This is a genomic window from Burkholderia sp. SR8 (genome assembly GCF_052851275.1).
Window position 1 is genome coordinate 296,468 of record NZ_JAULUC010000006.1, and the last position, 21,552, is coordinate 318,019.

20 protein-coding genes are annotated in these 21,552 nt (G+C 68.4%); 10 read left to right on the forward strand and 10 right to left on the reverse strand.

Annotated elements, in window-relative coordinates; genetic code table 11:
• Positions 1-308: 308 nt before the first annotated feature.
• Positions 309-557 (reverse strand): hypothetical protein, encoded by a 249-nt coding sequence (locus tag Q3A80_RS10415; protein ID WP_446328961.1) that lies wholly within the window; start codon positions 555-557, stop codon positions 309-311.
• Between the two features lie 139 nt (positions 558-696).
• Between Q3A80_RS10415 and Q3A80_RS10420 the strand changes: the two genes are divergently transcribed.
• From Q3A80_RS10420 to Q3A80_RS10440, 5 genes are all read left to right on the forward strand, one after another.
• A complete protein-coding gene (locus Q3A80_RS10420) occupies positions 697-996 on the forward strand; it encodes a hypothetical protein (protein ID WP_446328962.1) in 300 nt (99 codons plus the stop codon).
• A gap of 296 nt (positions 997-1,292) precedes the next feature.
• A complete protein-coding gene (locus Q3A80_RS10425) occupies positions 1,293-1,604 on the forward strand; it encodes a hypothetical protein (protein ID WP_096498664.1) in 312 nt (103 codons plus the stop codon).
• Between the two features lie 206 nt (positions 1,605-1,810).
• A complete protein-coding gene (locus Q3A80_RS10430; RefSeq protein ID WP_446328963.1) occupies positions 1,811-2,689 on the forward strand; it encodes a MipA/OmpV family protein in 879 nt (292 codons plus the stop codon).
• A 122-nt stretch (positions 2,690-2,811) separates the two neighbouring features.
• On the forward strand, positions 2,812-4,512 hold the full coding sequence (locus Q3A80_RS10435; protein ID WP_446328964.1) for a VRR-NUC domain-containing protein: 1,701 nt from the start codon (positions 2,812-2,814) through the stop codon (positions 4,510-4,512).
• Positions 4,509-6,809, forward strand: a complete 2,301-nt coding sequence (locus Q3A80_RS10440) for an ATP-dependent DNA helicase (protein WP_446328965.1) — start codon at positions 4,509-4,511, stop codon at positions 6,807-6,809. Before Q3A80_RS10435 ends, Q3A80_RS10440 begins: the two co-directional genes overlap by 4 nt.
• A 34-nt stretch (positions 6,810-6,843) precedes the next feature.
• Here the strand turns inward: Q3A80_RS10440 and Q3A80_RS10445 are convergent, their stop codons facing one another.
• Positions 6,844-7,614, reverse strand: a complete 771-nt coding sequence (locus Q3A80_RS10445; protein ID WP_446328966.1) for an IclR family transcriptional regulator domain-containing protein — start codon at positions 7,612-7,614, stop codon at positions 6,844-6,846.
• Between the two features lie 154 nt (positions 7,615-7,768).
• On the opposite strand from Q3A80_RS10445, the gene Q3A80_RS10450 reads away from it, so the two are divergent.
• Both Q3A80_RS10450 and Q3A80_RS10455 read left to right on the forward strand, forming a co-directional pair.
• On the forward strand, positions 7,769-8,002 hold the full coding sequence (locus Q3A80_RS10450) for an AbrB/MazE/SpoVT family DNA-binding domain-containing protein (RefSeq protein ID WP_446328967.1): 234 nt from the start codon (positions 7,769-7,771) through the stop codon (positions 8,000-8,002).
• Positions 7,989-8,402, forward strand: coding sequence for a PIN domain-containing protein (locus tag Q3A80_RS10455; RefSeq protein WP_446328968.1), 414 nt, complete (start codon positions 7,989-7,991; stop codon positions 8,400-8,402). The genes Q3A80_RS10450 and Q3A80_RS10455 overlap by 14 nt, the downstream gene beginning before the upstream one ends.
• Positions 8,403-8,515: 113 nt before the next feature.
• Here the strand turns inward: Q3A80_RS10455 and Q3A80_RS10460 are convergent, their stop codons facing one another.
• Positions 8,516-9,817: a UDP-N-acetylglucosamine 1-carboxyvinyltransferase gene (locus Q3A80_RS10460; protein ID WP_446328969.1), complete on the reverse strand. Its 1,302-nt coding sequence runs from the start codon at positions 9,815-9,817 to the stop codon at positions 8,516-8,518.
• Between the two features lie 198 nt (positions 9,818-10,015).
• Positions 10,016-11,323, reverse strand: coding sequence for a shikimate transporter (gene shiA, locus Q3A80_RS10465; protein WP_446328970.1), 1,308 nt, complete (start codon positions 11,321-11,323; stop codon positions 10,016-10,018).
• A 355-nt stretch (positions 11,324-11,678) separates the two neighbouring features.
• Here shiA and Q3A80_RS10470 point away from each other — a divergent pair, with 355 nt between their 5' ends.
• Positions 11,679-12,806, forward strand: a complete 1,128-nt coding sequence (locus Q3A80_RS10470; protein WP_446328971.1) for a 4-hydroxyphenylpyruvate dioxygenase family protein — start codon at positions 11,679-11,681, stop codon at positions 12,804-12,806.
• A 61-nt stretch (positions 12,807-12,867) separates the two neighbouring features.
• On the opposite strand, the gene Q3A80_RS10475 is transcribed toward Q3A80_RS10470, so the two are convergent.
• From Q3A80_RS10475 to Q3A80_RS10495, 5 genes are all read right to left on the reverse strand, one after another.
• A complete protein-coding gene (locus Q3A80_RS10475; protein WP_446328972.1) occupies positions 12,868-14,103 on the reverse strand; it encodes an NADH:flavin oxidoreductase in 1,236 nt (411 codons plus the stop codon).
• A gap of 193 nt (positions 14,104-14,296) precedes the next feature.
• Positions 14,297-15,631: a type II toxin-antitoxin system HipA family toxin gene (locus Q3A80_RS10480; RefSeq protein WP_446328973.1), complete on the reverse strand. Its 1,335-nt coding sequence runs from the start codon at positions 15,629-15,631 to the stop codon at positions 14,297-14,299.
• 2 nt (positions 15,632-15,633) lie between these two features.
• On the reverse strand, positions 15,634-16,062 hold the full coding sequence (locus tag Q3A80_RS10485) for a helix-turn-helix domain-containing protein (RefSeq protein WP_446328974.1): 429 nt from the start codon (positions 16,060-16,062) through the stop codon (positions 15,634-15,636).
• Positions 16,063-16,214: 152 nt separating this feature from the next.
• Positions 16,215-17,339, reverse strand: a complete 1,125-nt coding sequence (gene ribBA / locus Q3A80_RS10490; protein WP_446328975.1) for a bifunctional 3,4-dihydroxy-2-butanone-4-phosphate synthase/GTP cyclohydrolase II — start codon at positions 17,337-17,339, stop codon at positions 16,215-16,217.
• Positions 17,336-18,274: an alpha/beta hydrolase gene (locus Q3A80_RS10495; protein ID WP_446328976.1), complete on the reverse strand. Its 939-nt coding sequence runs from the start codon at positions 18,272-18,274 to the stop codon at positions 17,336-17,338. Before Q3A80_RS10495 ends, ribBA begins: the two co-directional genes overlap by 4 nt.
• A gap of 281 nt (positions 18,275-18,555) precedes the next feature.
• On the opposite strand from Q3A80_RS10495, the gene Q3A80_RS10500 reads away from it, so the two are divergent.
• Positions 18,556-19,746: a helix-turn-helix transcriptional regulator gene (locus tag Q3A80_RS10500; RefSeq protein WP_446328977.1), complete on the forward strand. Its 1,191-nt coding sequence runs from the start codon at positions 18,556-18,558 to the stop codon at positions 19,744-19,746.
• Between the two features lie 231 nt (positions 19,747-19,977).
• On the opposite strand, the gene Q3A80_RS10505 is transcribed toward Q3A80_RS10500, so the two are convergent.
• The gene (locus Q3A80_RS10505) at positions 19,978-20,643 is read right to left on the reverse strand and encodes a cation diffusion facilitator family transporter (RefSeq protein ID WP_446328978.1); all 666 of its coding nucleotides are present in this window, start codon (positions 20,641-20,643) and stop codon (positions 19,978-19,980) included.
• 297 nt (positions 20,644-20,940) lie between these two features.
• Between Q3A80_RS10505 and Q3A80_RS10510 the strand changes: the two genes are divergently transcribed.
• Complete coding sequence (locus Q3A80_RS10510) at positions 20,941-21,546, forward strand: hypothetical protein (protein ID WP_446328979.1); 606 nt, start codon at positions 20,941-20,943, stop codon at positions 21,544-21,546.
• Positions 21,547-21,552: the final 6 nt, after the last annotated feature.

The following is a 21,552-nucleotide window of genomic DNA, read 5'->3' on the forward strand; positions in this document are numbered from 1 at the left end:
GGAGCAGGACGCGTGCCGCGTGCGATCGGCGCGCGTTGCGCCTGCGCGGCCGGGCCACGGAGAAATTTGCCAGCCGGGTTGTACATCTTCCACGGCGGCCGCCGTGGCGCGGCCCAAGCGTCGCTCAGTGGCCGACGCCCGTCATCACGACGATCGCGAATACCAGCGCGCTCTCGATCGCGGCGAGTGCCGCAACGCCGGCGGCGCCGCTGACTTCGTTCCAGGCTCGTTCCATGCGTTTCATCAGATCACTCCGGTTGGGCCGGCCCGGCGCCGTGCTGCCGCGCGTCCGGAGCCGGGTGCCGCCGTCAGCCGTGATCGCGGGGCGGTGGTGGGGCGTCGGGCGCGCGACGGTCGCGTTCGCCGGACGGCTTGGCGGGGTCGATACGCGTCGCACCGCCGACGGCGGGCGGATCGCTGGCCGGGAACGTTTCCTCGAGCCCTTCGTCGATGCGCTCTTCCGTCTTGTCGTCGGACGGTTTGCGCGATGCGGCGGACAGGCCGGGTCCGGCGGCCGGTAACACGGCGTCGCGGCGGCCGGTGGCGTGAGCGGTCATGATCGAACCTCCTTACAGGTTGCGAGGGCGCAAGCGCCGTACCCACGGGTGCCGGCGGCATGACGCTTGCAGCCGTCGAGCGGCCGGGCTGGCCGGCACATGGCGAGCCAGCCGTCGGCGTGGACGAGAGGACATCGCGATGAATGAACCCATGGAAAGGATACGTTACGACGCGAACGTGTGCGGCGGCGATTTCAGTCAGGTGCGCGAGCGCTTCGACAGATGGAAGCGCGAATCGCGGGTCTATCGGCCCGAGCGCCGCCTGTTCGATGGCAAGGACGAAGTGCGCGCGCTGAACCATACCGTCTACGCGGGGCCCGCAAGCGCGCAGCGGGCGCTGGTCGCGCGCTGCACGCCGTCCGATCCGTTCGCGCTCGCGGTCCAGCTCGCGGCCGAAGGGCGGACGATGTGGCTCGTGATGGCGGCTTACGGCGCATGATCGCCTGCCGTCGCGCACGACCGGGCACGCCGGTTGCGTGCGGTCGCCGCGCCAATCGACACGCGCGAGCCGCCGCGCAGGAGCGACATGAACACGCCATCCATGCTGCACCGTCCCGAACCGACGCCCGACGTCGATCCCGACCCGACGCTGCCCGAACACGACGATCCGGTCGATCCGCCCGTGCCGTTGGGCCCGCCGCACGGGGACCCGCCGTCGCACCCGCCGCCGATGCGGATGCCGGGAGGGCGCAGTCAACCGCGGCCGGCCGCGCGATCACTGAAAGGAGGACCATCATGGACATTCACGTGCAATCTCCGGACAAGCGCGCGATCGCTCAGGTGCTGGGCCGCTATTTCGAGTCGCGTTCGCTGCGCTACCACATCGAGGAGCTGCCGGGCGGCGTGCTGCATATCGGGTTTCGTGCCAGCGGCCGGCCGGTCGCCGTCACCGTGTCGTTCGACGACTCCGCATACGACACCTATACGCACTGGGACGCGAGCCAGAAGCAGCTCGCGCTCGGCCGGCTCGCCGACGGGTTCTCGCGGATGATGTCGACGCGCAGCCCCGCCGCGCTCGCCGGCGACTATCACGTCGAGCGTTTCTGATTCCGCAATTTTCCACCGGCGCGTGCCGGAAACCGGCAAAGTGCCCGTGCTCGACGGGCGCTTTGCGGCTTCACGCGCGTCGCGTAGGATGTTCACTTATTCAGCGCACGCTACCTTCGCGCCGGCGACTGTCTGCCGCTGCAGCCGAACAGACGCGACGCGCTTTCCTTCAGGTGTGTGTAGCGCAACCGACGGAGACCATCTTGATGACCGTTGCTCGCCCGTTGCTGTCACCCGGCGCACGCCGTTTCGTCGCGAGCCTGTCGGCCTTCGCCGCGCTCGCGGCCGCCGACGCCCGCGATGCGTCGGCCCAGACGCCTTCGCCGCTCGGCGAATGGCAGTATTCGGCGGGCGTCCCGCTGCAGAAGCTGTTCGACCCGACCGTGCCCACGTGGCAGGTGAGTGTCGGCGCCGCGATGACGCTGCAGCCGCGCTACGCGGGCTCCGACCGCTATCGCGTGATGGGCGGCCCGAACCTGGACGTCCGCTATCGCGACCTGTTCTTCCTGTCGACCGGCGAGGGGCTCGGCGCGAACGTGCTGCGCGGGCCGAACTGGCGCGTGAGCCTGTCGGTCGGCTATGACCTCGGACGCCGCTCGGCCGACGATCTCGATCACCTGAACGGCCTCGACAACATCAATGCGGCGCCGGTGATGAAGCTCGCGGCCGATTACGTGATCTCGAAGGATTTCCCGCTCGTGCTGCGCGCCGACGTGCGGCGCAGCATCGGCGGCTCGAACGGCTGGGTCGGCGATTTCTCCGCGTACATGCCGATGCCGGGCAGTAACGAACATTTCTTCTGGTTCGCCGGGCCGACGGTATCGTTCGCCGACTCGCACTACATGAACGGCTGGTTCGGCGTGAATCCGGGCGCATCCGCGCGTTCGGGGCTGCCGGCCTATTCGGCGAGTGCCGGGATGAAGTCGTTCGGCGCCGGCGTGACGATGGTCTGGTTCGTCAACAAGCACTGGTTCGTGACGATGGACGGCGCGATCGAACAGCTCGTCGGCCGCGCGCGGCGCAGCCCGATCACGCAGCAGTCGACGAACGGCGTGTTCGACATGTCGGTCAACTACCAGTTCTGACGGACCGACGTGGCCGTGCCCGGACCGGAGCCGGGCGCGGCCGCGCGGTGCGGCCCCGTGCGGCGTTTGTCGGCACATTTGATATGATTCGAACCTGTACAAACGTACAGTGATCGATCCCCGTGACACCTGCATCGCCGACGCCCCCGGCGTTCTACTACCTGACCAATTTCGAACGCGCGCTGGCCTGGCTCGGCGAGCGTTACGACGACCTGTTCGACGCGCACGAACACGCGTTTCTCGCGGATTTCGCGCGGTTGCCGAAAGCGTCGCGCGCGTTGCTCGTGCGGATGCTGATGCGCACCGGCTCCGACTTTCGCGCGAGCAAGCTCGTGTACGACGAAATCGGCAGCGCGCTCGACGCGGCCGCGCCGCTCGTCGCGCTCGGCTGGGTCGATCCGGCGCCCGCACTCGCGCTCGACGAGCTGTTCGCGCTGTCGACCAAGGCCGACCTGCTGAAGGTGTTCCCGTCGCTCGCCGCGCACGCCGGCGAACGCAAGCCCGACTGGCTCGAACGACTGCGGCCCGCGCACACTGTCGCGCAGCCGCTCGCCGCGTGGTGGCCGCAGTCCGACGATCGCGTGTTGCGCGTGACCGTCGGTGCGCTGTGCGACCGGCTGCGGCTGATGTTCTTCGGCAACCTGCATCAGGACTGGAGCGAATTCGTGCTCGCCGATCTCGGCGTGTTCCAGTACGAAAGCGTGCCGATCGCGCCGTCGTCGCGCGCGTTCCAGCACCGCGGCGACGTCGATACGTATCTCGCGCTGCACGCGTGCCGCGAAGCGCTCGATGCGTGGCCCGACGACGTGCCGTTCGACGACCTGCTGCATGCGATCGACGCGGTCGGCTGCGCGCAGCCGTGGCTCGCGACGCGCCGCGCGAAGCTGCTGTTCGCGCTCGGGCAGGCCTGCGAACGGCGCGCCGACTGGAGCGCCGCGCTCGACGCGTATGCGCGCAGCGCGTGGCCGGGCAGCCGGCACCGGCGCATTCGCGTGCTCGAGCGCTGCGGGCGCGACGACGACGCGCTCGCGCTGGCGCTCGATGCGCGCGGCGCGTTCGAAAGCGACGAGGAGCGCCAGCGTGTCGAACGGATGCTGCCGCGCCTGCAGCGCCGTCTCGGGCAGCCGGTCGAACGGGCGGCCGCAGCGTCCGGCGCGCCGCGCGAGACGCTGGTGCTGGTGCGCCCCGAAGCGTTCGTGAGCGTCGAATGCGCGGTGCGCGACCATCTCTTTCAGCCCGATGCACCGGTGCACTACGTCGAGAACACGCTGATCAATTCGCTGTTCGGCCTGCTGTGCTGGGAGCCCGTGTTCGCGGCCGTGCCCGGCGCGTTCTTCCACCCGTTCCAGCGCGGGCCGGCCGACCTGCACGCGCCCGACTTCGCGCTGCGCCGCGACGACGCGTTTGCCGCGTGTTTCGCGCAACTCGATTCGGGCGCGTACCGCGACACGATCCGCCGCCACTACGCGACGAAGATGGGGCTGCAGTCGCCGTTCGTGTTCTGGGCCGTGCTGACCGGCGAGCTGCTCGACCAGGCGCTCGCGTGCCTGCCGCCCGAGCATCTGCGGCTGTGGTTCACGCGCCTGCTCGCGGACATCCGCAGCAACCGTTCGGGGCTGCCCGACCTCGTCCGGTTCTGGCCCGGCGAGCGGCGCTACGAACTGATCGAAGTGAAAGGGCCGGGCGACCGGCTGCAAGACAACCAGACGCGCTGGCTCGCGTACTGCATCGCGCACGGGATGCCGGTGCGTGTCGTCGACGTCGAATGGGCGGGCGCGGGCGTCGGCGTCGAGCAGGCCGAAGCGGCGGGGCTGTCGGCATGAGCTATGTCGTCGCGGTGCGGGCGATGTGCGAGTTCACCGCGCGGCGCGGCGATCTCGACCTGCGCTTCACGCCGGCGCCGACCGCGCTCGAAGGCATTGCCGGTCACGGCGCCGTCACGTCGAAACGCGGCGCACGCTACGAAACCGAAATCGCGCTGACCGGCACCTGGGGCACGCTCACCGTGCGCGGGCGCGCGGACGGCTACGACCCCGTCGCGAACCGGCTCGAGGAAATCAAGACCTACCGCGGCAGCCTCGATGCGATGCCGGCCAATCATCGCGCGCTGCACTGGGCGCAAGCGAAGGTCTATGCGCACCTGATGTGCGACGCCCGCGGCCTCGCGGAAATCGACGTCGCGCTCGTGTATTTCGACATCGTGTCCGAACGCGAGACCGTGCTGACGGAAACGCTCGGCGCGAGCGCGCTCGCCGCGTTCTTCGCCGAGCAGTGCGCGTGCTTCGTCGGTTGGGCCGAGCGCGAGACCGCGCACCGCGCGGCGCGCGATGCGGCGCTGCGTGCGCTGACGTTTCCGCATGGGCAGTTCCGCAGCGGGCAGCGCGAACTCGCCGTGTCCGTGTATCGGGCCGCGCGTGACGGACGCTGCCTGATCGCGCAGGCGCCGACCGGCATCGGCAAGACGCTCGGTACGGTGTTCCCGCTGCTGAAGGCGTGCGGTGAGGGCGAGCTCGATCATGTGTTCTTCCTGACCGCGAAGACGCCCGGTCGCGCGCTCGCGCTCGAAGCAGCGACGACGCTCGGCGCCGGTACGCCGGCGCTGCCGCTGCGCGTGCTCGAGCTCGTCGCGCGCGACAAGGCGTGCGAGCATCCGGACCGCGCGTGTCACGGCGAATCGTGCCCGCTCGCGCAGGGCTTCTACGACCGGCTGCCGGCCGCGCGCGATGCGGCGATCGGCGCGGGGCTGCTCGATCGCGGCACCGTGCGCGCGGCCGCACTTGCGCACGACGTCTGCCCGTATTACCTCGCGCAGGAGCTCGCGCGCTGGTCCGACATGGCGATCGGCGACTACAACTACTACTACGACGGCAGCGCGATGCTGCATACGCTTGCGCAGCAGAACCAGTGGCGCGTCGGCGTGCTCGTCGACGAAGCGCACAACCTGCTCGATCGCGCACGCAAGATGTACAGCGCGTCGCTCGACCCGTTCGCGTTCGCGGCCGCGCGCGACGCGGCGCCCGCGGCGTTGCGCAAGGCGTTCGACCGGCTCGCACGCGCGTGGGGGACGCTCAATCGCGCGCAGGCCGAGCGTTACGCCGCATATCCGGACATTCCGGGCCCGATCGTGTCGGCGGTCCAGAACCTCGTCGCGGCGATCGGCGAACACCTGACCGATGCGCCGCGCGCGAACGACGATGCGCTGCTGCGCTTTCATTTCGACGCGATCCAGTTCGGCGTGCTCGCCGACGCGTTCGACAGCGCGTCGATCTTCGACGCGACGCTGCACGGCGAGCCGCTGCCGCGCCAGCCGGGGCTCGACGGCGTCGCGCCGGCCGGGCGCCGCCGACGCATCCAGTCGACGCTGTGCGTGCGCAACGTGATCCCGGCCGGGTTTCTCGCACCGCGCTACGACGCCGCGCGCGCGACCGTGCTGTTTTCCGGCACGCTGAGCCCGTTTCATTTCTACCGCGACACGCTCGGGTTGCCGGCCGATACGGGCTGGCTCGATGTCGACGGGCCGTTCCGCGCGGAGCAATTGACCGTGCGCGTCGCGAGCCATGTGTCGACACGCTGGCGCGATCGCGACCGTTCGCTCGAACCGATCGCGGACCTGATCGCCGCGCAATATGCGACGCGCCCCGGCAACTACCTCGGTTTTCTCAGCAGCTTCGACTATCTGGGCCGCGTCGTCGCGCTGATGCAGGCGCGTCATCCGGACGTGCCCGTGTGGGCCCAGGCGCCCGGCATGGCCGAAAGCGAGCGCGACGCGTTTCTCGCGCGCTTCGACGCCGGCGGGCGCGGCGTCGGCTTCGCGGTGCTCGGCGGCGCGTTTTCCGAAGGCGTCGACCTCGTCGGCGAGCGGTTGATCGGTGCGTTCATCGCGACGCTCGGGCTGCCGCAGGTGAACGACGTCAACGAGCAGATGCGGCGCGCGATGGATGCGCGTTTCGGCAACGGGTACGACTACATGTACCTGTATCCGGGCTTGCAGAAGGTCGTGCAGGCGGCCGGACGCGTGATCCGCACCGAACACGACGAGGGTGTCGTGCATCTGATCGACGATCGTTACCGGCGGCGGGAGGTGCGCGACCTGCTGCCGCGGTGGTGGCGGATCGGGTGACGCCGGGCCGGGCGTCGCGAGTGCGCCGACCCGCCTACAGCACGTTGAGCATGGCCAGCGCGGCTTCCTGCAGATGCGGCAGCACGCGCCGCACGGCCGCGTCGGTCGATTCCGCGCCGATCGGCATGTTCGTGCTCAGTGCGGCGACGACTTCGCCGTGACGATTCTTCAGCGGCACCGCGATGCCGCGTACGCCGACCTGCAATTGCTGCTCGATCACCGCGAAGCCGGCGTCGCGCGCGTGGTCGACCTGTTCGAGCAGGCGCGGCTTGTTCGTGATCGTGTGCGGCGTGAACGGCGCGAGTTCGGTCTCGTCGAGCCACGCGCGGACGGCCTCGCGATCCGGGTGATGCGCGAGCAGCACGACGCCGGGCGACGTCAACGGGGCCGGCACGCGCGCGCCGAGCACGAAGCCGGTCGTCATCACGCGCGACACGCCGTTGCGGGCGATGAACACGAGTTCCCAGCCGTCGAGCACGCTCACGTACGCCGATTCGTTCAGCGACGCGCTCAGTTGCTGCAGATACGGCTGGACCGTGCGCGGCAGGCGCGCCGAATCGAAATACGACCAGCCGACCCGCAGGACGCGCGGCGTGAGGCCGTACAGCTTGCCGTCGGTATAGACGTAGCCGAGCGATTCGAGCGTCAGCAAGTAGCGCCGCGCGGCCGTGCGCGTGAGACCGGTACGGGCGGCGGCCTGGGTGGGCGTCATTCGCGCGTGCTGGCTGTCGAACGCTTCGAGGATCATCAAGCCTTTTTCGAGGCCGGCAATCCAGTCGCGTCGGTCGAGGTCGGGCTTTTTCATCGTCGGAGGCGGGCTATGGGCGCGCGGTGTTCGCGCAGGAGTGGGCGATTATCGCGCGAGTTGGGGGTGTGTGGGATCCGAATTGTCCATTCGGCCGACTTGCGGATTTGCATTGAGGATATACAATATTTTTTGTATATCTATGGAGACTCATATGCAGGTCGCAAAGTGGGGCAATAGCCTGGCGGTTCGCCTTCCGGCCAGTGTGGTCGAGGCACTGGAACTACGGGAAGGTGACGACATCGAAATCGTGGTCGACAGCGCCCGGGTTTTCGCTGTAAGCCGCAAGCCGCGTCCCGACGAGCTTTTGGAGCGGTTGAGGCGTTTCAGGGGCAAGCTGCCCGCCGATTTCAAGTTCAGCCGGGACGATGCGAATGAGCAGGATTGAGGCGGACAAATCGTTCGTCGACAGCAATGTCGTGCTTTATCTGCTGTCCGAGGACGAAACCAAGGCGAATCGCGCGGAGACGCTGTTCCTTCGGCGGCCAACCATCAGCGTCCAGGTATTGAATGAAGTCGCCAGTGTCTGCAACCGCAAACTGCGGATGTCGTGGCGCGAGGTGGGGAAGTTTCTGGAGCCGGTCAGGAGCTTGTGTCATGTCGTGCCGCTGACTGTCGATGTGCACGACCTTGCGCGACGGCTGGCGGAGTGGCATCGCTTCTCATTCTACGACGCATGCATCGTGGCAACTGCTTCGATCGAGGGGTGTGAATACCTGTACACGGAGGACATGCACGACGGATTGCAACTGGACGGCGGCCCGATATTGCGAAACCCGTTTGCGTGAAGACCGACCATTATAGAGGCCTTGCGTTTCATCGACGCCGCCAGCATACCGCGCGAAAAACGAAGGGACCCGGATGCGGCACGACCGTCACGCGCGCCGCATCCATGCGAACCTTACTCGCTGCTCGTCCACTCGACGTTCGCACCGACCGAACGCAGGTTTTCGACGAAATGCGGGTGTGCGCGGCGAATCGGCAGCGCATTCATGATTTCCGAGCGGCCCTCGATGCTCGCGGCCACCATCAGCAGCGCGATCGCGACGCGGATGATGTACGGGCTCTCGACGCGTGCCGGCGTCAATTGCAGCCCGCCAAACGTGATCAGCCGGTGCGGATCCGACAGCAGTACGTGCGCGCCGAACTTCGACAGTTCGCCTGACCAGCCGAGCGCGCCGTCGTAAACCTTGTTCCAGAACATCGCGCTGCCTTCCGCGCGTACGCCGAGCGCGATGAAGATCGGCAGCAGGTCGACCGGCAGGTACGGCCACGGCGCCGCTTCGACCTTGGTCAGGATGTTTTGCGTGAACGGCCGGCGCACGCGCAGCGGGCCGTCGCGCTCCGCGCGGGACCAGCCGTCGCGGTGCGTGACGTTCACGCCGAACTTCGCGAACGTGCGGTCGATCAGCGGGAAATGCTCCGGCGACGAATTGCGCACGGTGATGTCGCCGCCCGTGATCGCGCCGAGCGCGAGGAACGTCGCGATCTCGTGGAAATCCTCGGCGAAGCGGAATTCGCCGCCGCCGAGCTTGCCGACGCCCGTCACGCACAGGCGCGACGTGCCGATGCCTTCGATCGCCACGCCGATCATCGCGAGGAACTGACAGAACTCCTGCACGTGCGGCTCGGACGCCGCGTTCATCAGCGTCGACGTGCCGCTCGCGGCGGTCGCGCACAGCGCGAAGTTCTCGGTGGTCGTGACCGACGCGTAGTCGAGCCAGTGATCGTTGGCCGTCAGCGGGCCGTCGGCACGGACGATCAGCGAATCCGGCGTGCGCTGGATATGCGCGCCGAAGCGCTCGAACACCTCGACGTGCGGATCGATTTCGCGCACGCCGAGCGTGCAGCCCTTCACGTCGTTCTCGAGGCGCGCGACGCCGAAACGCGCGAGCAGCGGCGGGATCAGCATGATCGACGAGCGCATCGCTTCCGGCAGGCGATGGACGGCCGGGTCGAACGTCGTGTTGCGATGGTGGAGTTCGAGGATGCCGGTCGTGAAGTCGACCGACACGTCGCTGCCGAGCGTGCGGAAAATGTCGAGGATCTTGCGCACGTCGGTGATGTCGGGCACGCCGACGAGGCGCAGCGGCTGATCGGTCAACAGGGTGGCGCACAGGATCGGCAGGACGGCGTTCTTGTTCGCGGACGGCTTGATGTCCCCGCGCAGCGGGGTGCCGCCGTGGACGATGAGATTCGACATGATATGGGGGCGTATCGGTGACTGACGTAGGCCCATATGATGCCATTGGTCGGCGCGCGGCGTGGGATGTTCAGAGGGGAAAAAGGGCTTCTGCGCGGGGATTGACGGTGTTTGACGTTGGATGGGGTGGCAGGCCGGAACCGGCAGCCGTTGCGAAAATGGCCGGCCGCGAGTCGGGCCGGCCATGCAGTCACGCGATCACTGCGCCGCCCGCATCCGCGCGGCGACAACCAGCGAGATCAGGCAGCCCACCGCGAGATAACCGGCGACGAGGTGCCACGAACCGCCGGCCAGGCTGACCAGCGCCACCGCGATGAACGGCGTGAATCCGCCGCCGACCACGCTCGCGAACTGATAGCCGACACCCGCGCCGCTGTAGCGGTATTCCGCGCCGAACAGCTCGGTGAAAAGCGGTTGCTGGACGCTCACGACCATGTCGTGCGCGGCATTGGCCAGCAGGATCGAGAACAGCACGATCCACGCGATCGAGCGCGACTCCAGCGCGACGAAGAACGGCACGGCCGACGCCAGACCGATCAGCGCGCCGATCAGGTAGATGCGGCGCAGGCCGAAGCGATCGGCGAGCCAGGCGAAGCACGGGATCGTCACGCAGCTGATCGCGCCGACCAGCAGGCCGATGTTCAGGAACAGGTCGCGCGACAGGCCGAGGTTCGACGTCGAATAGCTGAGGGCGAACGCGGTGACGATATACATCGTGAACAGCTCGGCGAGCCGCAGCGCGACGATCAGCAGGAACGCCTTCGGATGGCGCGTCAGCGCCTCGAGCACCGGCAGGCGCAGCTTGCGGTTGCCGTGCTCGACCTTCTCGACGAACTCCTGCGACTCATCCATGCTCTTGCGCACCCACAGCCCGATCAGCACCAGCACGATGCTGAACACGAACGGCAGGCGCCAGCCCCACGACTTGAATGCGGCGTCGCCGAGCGTATGACTCAGGATCGACACGATGCCCGTGGCCAGCACGAGTCCGACACCGTAGCCGACCTGCACGCCGCTGCTGTAGAACGCCTTCTTCTGCTTCGGCGCGCTCTCGACGGCCATCAGCGCCGCGCCGCCCCATTCGCCGCCGACCGCGAAGCCCTGGATCGCGCGCATCAGCACCAGCAGCACGGGCGCCCACCAGCCGATCGTCGCGAAGCTCGGCAGCAGGCCGATCGCGACGGTCGACAGCCCCATCAGCATCACGGTCAGCACGAGCATCCGCTTGCGGCCGAGCCGGTCGCCGTAATGGCCGAACACGACGCCGCCGAGCGGACGGAACAGAAAACCGACGCCGAAGGTCGCGAACGCCGCGAGCGTGCCCATCGTCGGGCTGACCTTCGGGAAGAACTCGGAATTGAACACGAGCGCGGCGACGATCCCGTACAGCAGGAAGTCGTACCAGTCGACGACGGCGCCGACGAAGCTGCCGACGGCGGCCTTGCGGGCCTGGCTGCGGGCGCGGGCGCTCGCGGCCGCGTCGAGGGTGTCGAAGGTGGGGGTCATGGCGAAGTCTCCTGGCACGGCGCATCGTGGAATCGTGGCGGCGCCGCGTCCGATGCTGCATTGAAGTCGAAGGGTGAGCGGAGAATAGGGCGCGCGCTTCGCCACGGCAATTAGCCGATCGGTCAAAGTGCGCGATCATCGTTCGATCGTGTGCGATTATCGAACGATTTCCGGGTTTGCACTAGGCGGGCCGCCGATATCCCGTTCGGCCAGGGTGTGCCGCCGTGAACGATCTGGTTAAAATCGGGACCATCAAAACCTCGCCCGGATCGGGCGGATGTCCGGCGACCCGATCGGCCGGACGTGCCGCGCGCCGGACGTGATCCCCATCCAACGCATGCCCCCGGAGACTGGAATGCCCGGCACTTCCCACCCCCTGTCCTGCGATACGCCGTCTGTTGCCGATCCGGCCGCCAATCCGCTCGGGATGGCCGGGCTCGAATTCGTCGAATTCGCGGCACCGGTGCCGGACGCGCTCGCGCAACGCTTCGAGCAACTCGGGTTCAAGGCGGTCGCGCGCCATGTCAGCAAGAACGTCACGCTGTACCGGCAAGGACAGATGCAGTTCCTGATCAACGCGGAGCCCGATTCGTTCGCTGCACGCTACGCGGAGGAATACGGAATGGGCGTCTGCGCGATCGGGTTGCGCGTGGCCAGCGCGCGGCGCGCGTTCGAGCGTGCGATCGAGCTCGGCGCGTGGGCGTTCGAGGGCGAGCGCATCGGGGTCGGCGAACTGAAGATTCCCGCGATCCAGGGAATCGGCGATTCGCACCTCTATTTCGTCGACCGCTGGCGCGGGCGGGGCGGTCAGCGCGGCGGCGTCGGCGACATCTCGATCTTCGACATCGATTTTCGGCCGATCGACATCGCGACCGCGCATGCCGATCTCGACTGCGCAGGCACGGGCCTGCAGCAGGTCGACCACTTCACGCAGACGGTCGGCGCGGGGCGTATGCGCGAGTGGCTCGACTTCTACCACGACCTGCTGCACTTCCGCGAAATCCACGAAATCGACGCGCACTGGCATGTGTCGGAAGAATCGCGCGTGATGGTGTCGCCTTGCGGCGCGGTGCGGATTCCGGTCTACGAGGAAGGCACGCGCCGCACCGAACTGATGCATGCGTATCTGCCGGATCATCCGGGCGAAGGCGTCCAGCACGTCGCGCTGGCGACCGACGACATCCTCGCGAGCGTCGATGCGCTGCGCGCGAACGGCGTCGAGTTCATCGAGCCGCCGGCGCGGTATTACGACGAAGTCGATGCGCGGCTGCCGGGGCATGGCGTCGATCTCGATGCGCTGCGCCGCCGCGCGGTGCTGGTCGACGGCGAAGTCGGCAGCGACGGCGTGCCGCGCCTGTTCTTTCAGACCTTCGTCAAACGACGGCCCGGCGAGATCTTCTTCGAAATCGTGCAGCGGCAGGGGCACCACGGATTCGGGGAAGGGAACCTCGCGGCGCTCGCCCGCGCACGCGACGCCGGTTGAACAGCGACGGTCGCGGCAGCGCCGGCAGTCGCGGCCACCGCCGCAGAGACGGAATCCGGCCTCAAGCGCCGGCCGCAGGCACGCGGTTCGGCGCCGGATCGTTCGGTGCGTTGAGCACGCACGCGGTGCCGCCGGGCGTGTACATCGACACGACGCAGCGGTTGCACGACGTGCAGCCCGACCGCGCGATCCGGCCGTCGCGCAGCCCGTTCACGAAGTCCGGCTCGAACACGAGCGCGCGGGCAAGCGCCACCGCGTCGAAGCCTTCGCGCATCGCCAGCGCGACGTTCTCGCGCGAGCGCACGCCGCCGAGATAGGCGAGCGGCATCCTGACGGCCGCGCGCACCTGCTTCGATTGCTCGAGGAAATACATGTCGCGGAACGCGCCCATCTTCGGCTCGGCGAGCTTCTGCAGCGCCATCGCGGCGCGCACGATCGCGTTGTCGGCATTCGCGCGCGCATCGCCGGGCAGCGGGCTGCCGAACAGCTGCCACACCGACTCGACGTTCATCCCGCCGCTCAGTACGAGCAGGTGCGCGCCTTCGGCTTCGAGCCGCCGCGCGATCTCGCACGCGTCGTCGGCGGTTCCGCCGCCGCGCACCCCCTCGGTCACGCCGATCTTGCAGACCACGGCGAGATCGCGGCCCACCGCATCGAGCACACGTCGCAGCACGTCGACGGGGAAGGTCGCGCGGCGCGCCGCATCGCCGCCGTATGCGTCGCGGCGACGGTTGTACAGCGGCGACAGGAACTGGCTCAGCAGATAGCCGTGCCCCATGTGGATCTCGACCGCGTCGAAACCCGCGTCGCGCGCATGCCGCGCGGCGCGCGCGAATTCGTCGGCGATGGCGTTCATCTGGTCGCGCGTCATCGCCTGCTTCAGAAAACGGCCGCTCATCACGCCGACCTTGTTGAACCCGCCGGACGCGCTCAACGGCCGTTTCGTCGACAGCGTCGGCAGAAACGTGAAGCAGCCGCCATGCGTGATCTGCGCGGACGCCGCCGCGCCGTGCCGGTGCACGGCGTCGGTCAGCGCGCGAAATTGCCGGACCGTCGGCGCATCGAGCCGCGCCTGGTCGACGAACGTGCGGCCGTCGTCGCTGACCGCGCAGTACGCGACGGTCGTCAGCGCGGCGCCGCCGGCGGCGATGCGCTCGTGAAACCCGACGAGCGCACGCGACGGCACGCCGTTCGGCGTCATCCCTTCGTTGGTCGCGGATTTGATCAGGCGGTTGCGCAGCCTCAGCGGGCCGATCTGCAGCGGGCTGAACGCGGTATCGAGAGCGGCAGGTTCCATGTCGGGCGGGCGTCGGGAATGGGCACGGCGACCATTGTGCGGAGTCGGTGCCGGCGCGCATCGTCCACGTGGATGACCGGGCGCCGGACGGGCCATCGGGCCCGCTCCCGGTAATAACCCGGTTACTTCACGATTACCCCATGAACGATTCTTTCCACACAACGGAACCCGCGCCATCAGCGGAAGCACACCCCTAGCTGGCCGCGTCCAGCTTGCGCGCGTGCCGACGCATCCCGTCGAAGATCGCATCGGCCACGTCCATCGGGAAATCCGCGGGAATGCGCGACGCGACGTCGGCGATCACCGGTTCCGTGCGTGCCGCCACGCCGGCCATCGCCGCGCGCACGTCTGCTTCGGTCAGGCCGACGCGCGCACCTTGCGCGATCCAGTGAGGCGGCTGGATGTCGCCGATCACGTAATGGCGATTCTTGCCGCACACGGCCATCGCGAGCCGTGCACGCCGCGGCGGCAGCTGATTGCGCCGCGTGCCGATGATCGGATGCGCGGACAGCACGTCGTACAGCGGCGTGCTGCGATACGTGTTGCCCGGCAGATGCGCGATGCTGAAATTCTTCGCGTGGCCGTCGATCGCCGCGAGCACCCAGAACACGAGCTGCGTGACGAAGAAGTTGATCCGGTCCTGCGCGGCCTCGACGGAATTCGCGAGGATGCCCATGATCGTCGCGATGCCCGGGCCGCCGTCGGATTCGTATTTCGCGCCGGACGGCGTGCCGGTCGCCTGGCACATGTCCTCCTGCGGCAGCCGCAGGATCCACGTGCCGTCGCGCGACGGGCGGCGGTCGAAGCGCTCGACGATCAGCGCTTTCTGGTCGTCGAACCGGCCGATGTCGCACGCGGCGACGGGCAGGCCGTACGCGGCGACGATCTTCGAACACAGCCATTCGTTCTCGACCGACGTGCGCATGTCGGCCTGCATGTTGCCGACGCGCCCCAGCGGCAGCTTGAAGATATGCGTGGTCGGCGTGCTGCCGGACGGCAGCAGCCAGCGGTTGCCGTGGCGCAGCAGCGCGGTCTTTTCCTGCGCGCCGGCGATCGACAGGCGCAGCTCGGCTTCGGGATCCGCGTGGCCGGGCAGCGGCGCGGCGGTCGCGTGGCGCAGCACGTCGGCGACCGCTGCGTCGTCGAGCACGGTGCCGTCGATCGCCTGCAGGTCGACCGGCGTCTCGTCGGGCGGCAGCAGTTGCAGCGCGCCGACGCAATCGCGGCCGATCGACGCGAGCAGGTCGAACGGCGCGGTCGAGCCGAGCCGGTAGCGCTGCGCGATGCGGCGGCGGATCGGCTGGCTGTCCGGCAGCAGGTTGTCGAAATAGTCGGCGACGATCGCGCCCTGGTGCGGCTGATTGCCGGGCGTGAACGGCAACGACAGCGACAGCGGACGCCCCTGCGGATCGTCGACCCACGCCGGCAGGTAGACGAGGCGCTCGACGCCGCGCCGGACTTCCCAGTAGCCGACCGCGATGCCGTTCATCCACAGGTCGAGGCGGTCGTGGCGAGGGCGGCGGGCCATCGTCACCAGTCCTCCCGCTTGGTGTCGCGACGCTTGCCGGGCGCCGCCGCGACAGCGCGCTTTCGCGCGGCGGCGGATGGCGTCTTCGCGGCGGCCGGCGCGCGGGCCGGCGTATCGGCCGTGCCGGGCGTATCGGGCAGAGCAGACGAACGGCGGCGCGCGGCCGTCACGCGCTTGGGCACGGGTGCGATGTCGGGCGGCGCTGCGGCGTCCGGCGTACCGGGCTCGAGCGTCAGGCGCACGCCGAGCACGTTCAGCACCTTGAAGAGCCGGTCGATGCTGACCGCGGACGGATTGGCTTCGAGCTGCGCGTACGACTGCTGCGTGACGCCGAGCCGGGCGGCGAGCTGCGCCTGCGTGAATCCCGCCGACTTCCGGAAGCCGACGAGGATAGGGCGCAACTGGCTCAAGGTCTGGACAGGGAATGCCATGGGCTCTCCGCGAGATGACAGGCGATCGCTTGTATTGAAAAAATACAGTCTATGGTATGTATCGTCAAAATACAAACCTGAGACTGTATTTCACAAAAACAAACGATAGCCTGTCACGCGGACAGCCCGTCGAGCGACCCGGCCGCCCGGTATCACGCGGCCCGCAGCGGGCTCCCGTGCGCGGCGCGCACGCTTTCGGGATCGTCGTCGCCGAGCGGAATGAACGCCATGATCTCGAGGTCGTGCCCCGACAGCGCGGGCAGCCGGAACGGGCTCGACAGCACGTTCAACCGCCGCACGCCGAGCTCGCGCAGGATCTGCGAGCCGATCCCCGACACGCGACCGTCGCGGCGCGCATGGCCGGCGGACGCTCGCATCGCGTCGCCGCGCATGTCGCAGTCGAGCAGCACCGCGACGCCGCAGCCGGCCGCATCGATCCGCTGCAGCGCCGCGTGCAGCGGCCACGAATGCGCGGACGGTTCCGCGTCGAGCAAGTCCAGCAGCGAATGGCATTCGTGCACGCGCGTCAGCACGGGCGCCGCCGGATCCGGCTCGCCGCGCACCAGCGCGAGATGCGGCGCGCCGTGCACGGTGTCGCGATACTCGATCGCGCGAAACCGGCCCCACGGCGTATGCAGCGGCCGTTCGCCGACGCGCTCGACCAGCGACTCGTGTTCGCGCCGGTAATGGATCAGGTCCGCGATCGTGCCGATCTTCAGCCCGTGATGCGCGGCGAACGCCTTCAACTCGGGCAGCCGCGCCATCGTGCCGTCGTCGTTCATCACTTCGCAGATCACCGACGCGGGCGTGAGCCCGGCAAGCGCCGCGAGGTCGCAACCGGCCTCGGTGTGCCCCGCGCGCACCAGCACACCGCCCGGGCGCGCCGCGATCGGAAACACGTGGCCGGGCTGCACGAGATCCTCCGGACGCGCGCCCGAGCGAACCGCCGCGCGGATCGTTCGCGCACGGTCGGCCGCCGAAATGCCGGTCGTCACGCCGGCGGCCGCCTCGATGCTGACGGTGAACGCGGTACCGAACGGCGTGCCGTTGTGGTCGGCCATCGGCGGCAGCCGCAGTCGCTCGCAGCGCTCGGCGGTCAGCGTCAGGCAGATCAGCCCGCGTCCGAAGCGCGCCATGAAGTTGATCGCGTCGGGCGTCACGTGATCGGCCGCGATCACGAGGTCGCCTTCGTTTTCGCGATCCGCCTCGTCGACGAGCAGGACCATCCGCCCCGCACGCAGTTCGTCGACGATCTCGAGCGTGCCGGCGAGCGTCATTGCGCCTCCGTTGCGTCGAACGCGCGGCGCAGCGCGTCGGCGCCGAACGTCAGCACGCGGTCGGCGGCGTCGACCGCGCCGAGCATGCTCGCGAAGCCGTGCAACTGCCCAGGCCAGCGTACGAGCGACACGGGCGTGCCGGCCTGCGCGAGACGCAGCGCGTATGCCTCGGCTTCGTCGCGCAGCGGATCGAATTCGGCGCTGACGATCGTGGCCGGCGCCGCACCCGACAGGTCTGCCACGGCGAGCGGGCTCGCCAGCGGTGACGCGCGGTCGGCGCCGTCGTCGAAATACTGGCGCTTGAACCAGCGCATCGCGTCCGCCGTCAGGAAATAGCCGTCGCCGAGCGATTCGTACGACGGATGCTCGGTCGCGCAATCGACCACCGGGTACAGCAGCAGCTGATGCGCGATCGCGATGTCCGAGCCGCGCAACTGCAGGGCGGCGACCGCGGCCAGGTTGCCGCCGGCGCTGTCGCCGGCCACGGCGATCGCACCGGCGCGCGCGCCGAGATCGCGCGTGCCGGCGGCGGCCCAGCGCACGGCATCGCACGCATCCTGCGCGGCCGCCGGGAAGCGCGCTTCGGGCGCGAGCCGGTAAGCGACCGACAGCACGAGCGTGCGCGCCCGCGCGGCGAGGCTGCGGCACAGGTTTGCGTGCGAGTCGATCCCGCATGCGACGAAGCCGCCGCCGTGGAAGAACACGGTCAGCGGCAATGGTCCTTCGGCGTCGGGCCGATACAGTCGCGCGGACAGTTGGCGCCCGGTCGCAGGGATCTGCCAGTCCGCTTCGGCGGCAATCGCGTCGCCGGGTGCGAACGCGCTGCCTCCGGCGAGGCTCGCGCGGTATGCGGCAACGGTCAGTCGATCGAAATCGATCGCGGGCGCGTGGGCAAGCGCGGCGAGCAGCGCCTGCGCCTGAGGGTCGAGCGGCATGGGGACTCCTGTCTGAATCGGATGCGGTCTGAATCAGGTAAACCCGCATCGCGGTTTTCCCTGAGCCCGCGCCGGATGCTTGCCGGCACGGCCTGACGGGCATTCCAGCGCAGCGGACCGTGCGCCACATCATCCGATTGGACGATGGTTCGCGCGCGCGGATGGCCAAAGCTCACCATTCAGTGAATGTCCCGATGACGCCGGAATTAAGACACGTCTTAATCATGGCGGCGCGGACGAGTCGCACCGACAACGAGTCGCATGGAGGATGGAGCGTGCTGATGGAGACGAGATGGGCTCCGCAAGAGAGCCAGTCAACAAGCGATGAGGCCGACATCGGCGTCGCGGATTTCAGCGAACTGATGGCGCGCATCTACCAGGGGCCGATGGAGGCGCCGCCGTGGGCCGGTGCACTCGAAATGGTGCGCCGGTTGCTGCACGCCAACTACGTGACGCTGATCCTGCGTGCGGCGGCGAGCGATCGTCGCGCGCCGCTGTCCGTGCACGCATCCGAATTCGGGCCGGTGGTGCCCGGTGACGGCGAGGCGTCGTACAACAACTACTACTATTCGCTCGATCCGTTCGTCGGCCTGCCGGCCGATCGCGTGGTCACGGTGGACGACGTGTTCGGCGATACGGGCTGGCTGTCGAGCGAACTGTACAAGCAGTTCCTGAAGCCGCAGGACGTGCGCTACATCCTCGGTGCGGACCTGCGCACGCCATCGGGCGTCGAGTGCCGGTTCCGCGTGTGCCGCAATCATGCGTCGAAGCAGTTCTCCGCGCGCGACAAGGCGATCTGCGCGCTGCTGCTGCCGCACCTGAAGCGCGCGGTCGAGCTGCATTCGCGGCTCGACACGGCCGAGGTCGAGCGCTCGATCTATGCGAACGCGATCAACCGGATGCAGATCGGCACGATCACGCTCGACGAGAACGGCACGATCATCGACATGAACAGCGTCGCCGATGAAATCCTGAAGCAGAACAACGGGCTGACGGCCGCGCGCGGCACGATCGAGGCGACCGATGCGCAGGAGAACCGCACGCTCAAGCGGCTGATTCGTCATGCGGTGATGGGGCACCACGGCACGGCCGCGGCGATCGTCGAAGCGATGCCGATCACGCGCAGCTTCGACAAGCCGCGCCTCGGGTTGCTGGTGCGCACCGTGCTGCTGTCCGACTGGTCGGAGGACAACAAGCGCCGACCGGCCGTCACGCTGTTCCTGCGCGACCCCGATCGCAAGCCGCAGGGCGCGCAGGAAATCATCCGCAAGCTGTTCGACCTGACGCCTGCGGAGACGTCGCTCGCGCTGCTGCTGACGAACGGGCTCACGCTCGAGGAGGCGGCGGAGGAGTCGGGGATCAGCAAGAACACGGCGCGCACGCATCTGCGGGCGATCTTCTCGAAGACGGGCGTGACGCGCCAGGCGACGCTCGTGCGGATCCTGCTCGGGAGCGTGGTGCCGCTGGGTTGACGGCGGCCGCGCCGTCGTACGGCGCTGCATCGACCGGTAACGTACGCGTTCGTCTGCCGGGCAGTCGGCGATGGTCAATGCATGGGGGTGCGGTAAGTGTGCGGCAATACGGTCATGTCATAGATGAGGCTCGCCCGGTGCGAGCCTCGTTCGTTTCATGTGCTGCCGATGAAGGGTATCGGTGCCTCCGCTGCACTCGGCGCGCGAACGGATCTCGCGCTTCGTCAATCGTCACGACTCGTGCGTCGAGCGATTCGCCCATCCCGACAACGCGGGCCATTGCCCGCAACCGCGCCGGATGAAACCCGTGCCCGTCCGGATCACGATCGCGCCGATCGCAAGCGCCGCGACATCGTCGAGCCGACCCAGGCCGACCCCAGCCGCGCTCAGCGCGAGCGCCGCCAGCAACGCGGACAGCGCGTCGGTCCGCACATGCCAGCCGCTCGCTTCGAGCAGCGCCGAGCCGGTTTCGCGGGCCTTGCACAGCATCCACCGCGACAGCGCGGCCTTGCCTGTCAACGTGAAGACGATCAACGCGAACGTCATCGCGCCGGGTTGCACGGCCGGCGGCGCATCGAACCGGCTGGCCGCATGCCAGATCATCTGCACGCCCGTCGCGACGAGCAACGCACCGAGTCCGACCAGCGCGAGCGGTTCGTACGTCGGGCGCCGTTCCGGCGGCAGTCGCGCGTCGAGCCGGCACGCGACGAGGATCAGCGCGTCGGCCGCGAGATCGATCGCAGCGTGCGCGACATCGGCAAGCAGGCCGGACGAATGCGCGGACCATGCCGCGCTCGCCTCGGCGACGAGCAACAGCAGGTTGATCGCGAGACTGACGGCAAGGGCGCGGGACGTGGCCGCAGAAGTGTGGGGCGTGGCACGCGACGTGCGCTGCATGGCTGCTCGTGTGTCGAAATCGGGGCAAGTTCGAACGGTACGCGGGCGTGGTGGCACGCAAATGACAGACGAAAGCGGCGCGTTGAGGCGGCATCGGCGCGGCACGCTTTGAAAAGCGCTGCACCTCGGCGTCCACTGCGCTGAAAAAATTACAGCGTCCGTCGACGGATTGCCGGTTCGGCGGCACCGGCGGAGGCGAGCGGCAAGGGCCGCCAATGGGTCGACAGGCTGGAACCGCAGGTCGCACGGTCACGCCACCGGACGGCAACCTTCATTGATCATTTCTCGAGCAACCCGATGCACGATAGTCGACGTCTCTCACCGTCCGACGCCCTGCGCGAATCGAGCACGATCGTTGTCAGCCGGGTCGTCCATCCGGGGCGAGAAAGGCAATTCGACCAATGGGCGCGCGAAATCGATGCAGTTGCGCGGCGCTATCCGGGACATCTCGGCAATGTCCGGCTGCACGATGCGGGCGGCATAAATTATCTGGTCTATCGCTTCGATTCGCCGGAGCACCTGCATGCGTGGGAAGCCTCCGACGAACGGCGAAGACTCGTCGCGAAAGGCGACGAGATATCGGACGAGCATCGGGACGCCGCCATCGGCATGGATGCATGGTTCGCGATCGCCGGCAAGCCGGCCACGCCGAAGTGGAAGACGTTTCTCGTCACGTGGATGGCGGTGTATCCGGTTCTCCTGCTCATCGTCTACGCGCTCGATGCGCTGCTGCCCGGACTGGGGCGTCCTGTTCAACTCGCAATCAGCTCGGTCCTCCTGACCTCGTCGCTGACCTGGATCATCATGCCGTTCCTTACGAGGCAACTCCGGCCATGGCTGCTCCGGGGCGTGAACCAGGTCGATCGGGTGAACGACAGAAACGGAGGGAATGAAGACCCATGAACGATG

Excerpts from the sequence above, each read along its gene's own strand:
- Q3A80_RS10495 (WP_446328976.1), bottom strand. The coding sequence starts at position 18,274 with ATGCCGCTCGACCCTCAGGCGCAGGCGCTGCTCGCCGCGCTTGCCCAC.
- ribBA (WP_446328975.1), bottom strand. The coding sequence starts at position 17,339 with ATGACGCTCGCCGGCACGCTCGAGATCGTCGACGAACTGCGTGCGGGG.
- Q3A80_RS10455 (WP_446328968.1), top strand. The coding sequence starts at position 7,989 with ATGAGCAGGATTGAGGCGGACAAATCGTTCGTCGACAGCAATGTCGTG.
- Q3A80_RS10505 (WP_446328978.1), bottom strand. The coding sequence starts at position 20,643 with ATGCAGCGCACGTCGCGTGCCACGCCCCACACTTCTGCGGCCACGTCC.
- Q3A80_RS10460 (WP_446328969.1), bottom strand. The coding sequence starts at position 9,817 with ATGTCGAATCTCATCGTCCACGGCGGCACCCCGCTGCGCGGGGACATC.
- shiA (WP_446328970.1), bottom strand. The coding sequence starts at position 11,323 with ATGACCCCCACCTTCGACACCCTCGACGCGGCCGCGAGCGCCCGCGCC.
- Q3A80_RS10450 (WP_446328967.1), top strand. The coding sequence starts at position 7,769 with ATGCAGGTCGCAAAGTGGGGCAATAGCCTGGCGGTTCGCCTTCCGGCC.
- Q3A80_RS10445 (WP_446328966.1), bottom strand. The coding sequence starts at position 7,614 with ATGAAAAAGCCCGACCTCGACCGACGCGACTGGATTGCCGGCCTCGAA.
- Q3A80_RS10420 (WP_446328962.1), top strand. The coding sequence starts at position 697 with ATGAATGAACCCATGGAAAGGATACGTTACGACGCGAACGTGTGCGGC.
- Q3A80_RS10415 (WP_446328961.1), bottom strand. The coding sequence starts at position 557 with ATGACCGCTCACGCCACCGGCCGCCGCGACGCCGTGTTACCGGCCGCC.
- Q3A80_RS10430 (WP_446328963.1), top strand. The coding sequence starts at position 1,811 with ATGACCGTTGCTCGCCCGTTGCTGTCACCCGGCGCACGCCGTTTCGTC.
- Q3A80_RS10470 (WP_446328971.1), top strand. The coding sequence starts at position 11,679 with ATGCCCGGCACTTCCCACCCCCTGTCCTGCGATACGCCGTCTGTTGCC.
- Q3A80_RS10425 (WP_096498664.1), top strand. The coding sequence starts at position 1,293 with ATGGACATTCACGTGCAATCTCCGGACAAGCGCGCGATCGCTCAGGTG.
- Q3A80_RS10475 (WP_446328972.1), bottom strand. The coding sequence starts at position 14,103 with ATGGAACCTGCCGCTCTCGATACCGCGTTCAGCCCGCTGCAGATCGGC.
- Q3A80_RS10485 (WP_446328974.1), bottom strand. The coding sequence starts at position 16,062 with ATGGCATTCCCTGTCCAGACCTTGAGCCAGTTGCGCCCTATCCTCGTC.
- Q3A80_RS10480 (WP_446328973.1), bottom strand. The coding sequence starts at position 15,631 with ATGGCCCGCCGCCCTCGCCACGACCGCCTCGACCTGTGGATGAACGGC.
- Q3A80_RS10500 (WP_446328977.1), top strand. The coding sequence starts at position 18,556 with ATGGAGACGAGATGGGCTCCGCAAGAGAGCCAGTCAACAAGCGATGAG.
- Q3A80_RS10440 (WP_446328965.1), top strand. The coding sequence starts at position 4,509 with ATGAGCTATGTCGTCGCGGTGCGGGCGATGTGCGAGTTCACCGCGCGG.
- Q3A80_RS10510 (WP_446328979.1), top strand. The coding sequence starts at position 20,941 with ATGCACGATAGTCGACGTCTCTCACCGTCCGACGCCCTGCGCGAATCG.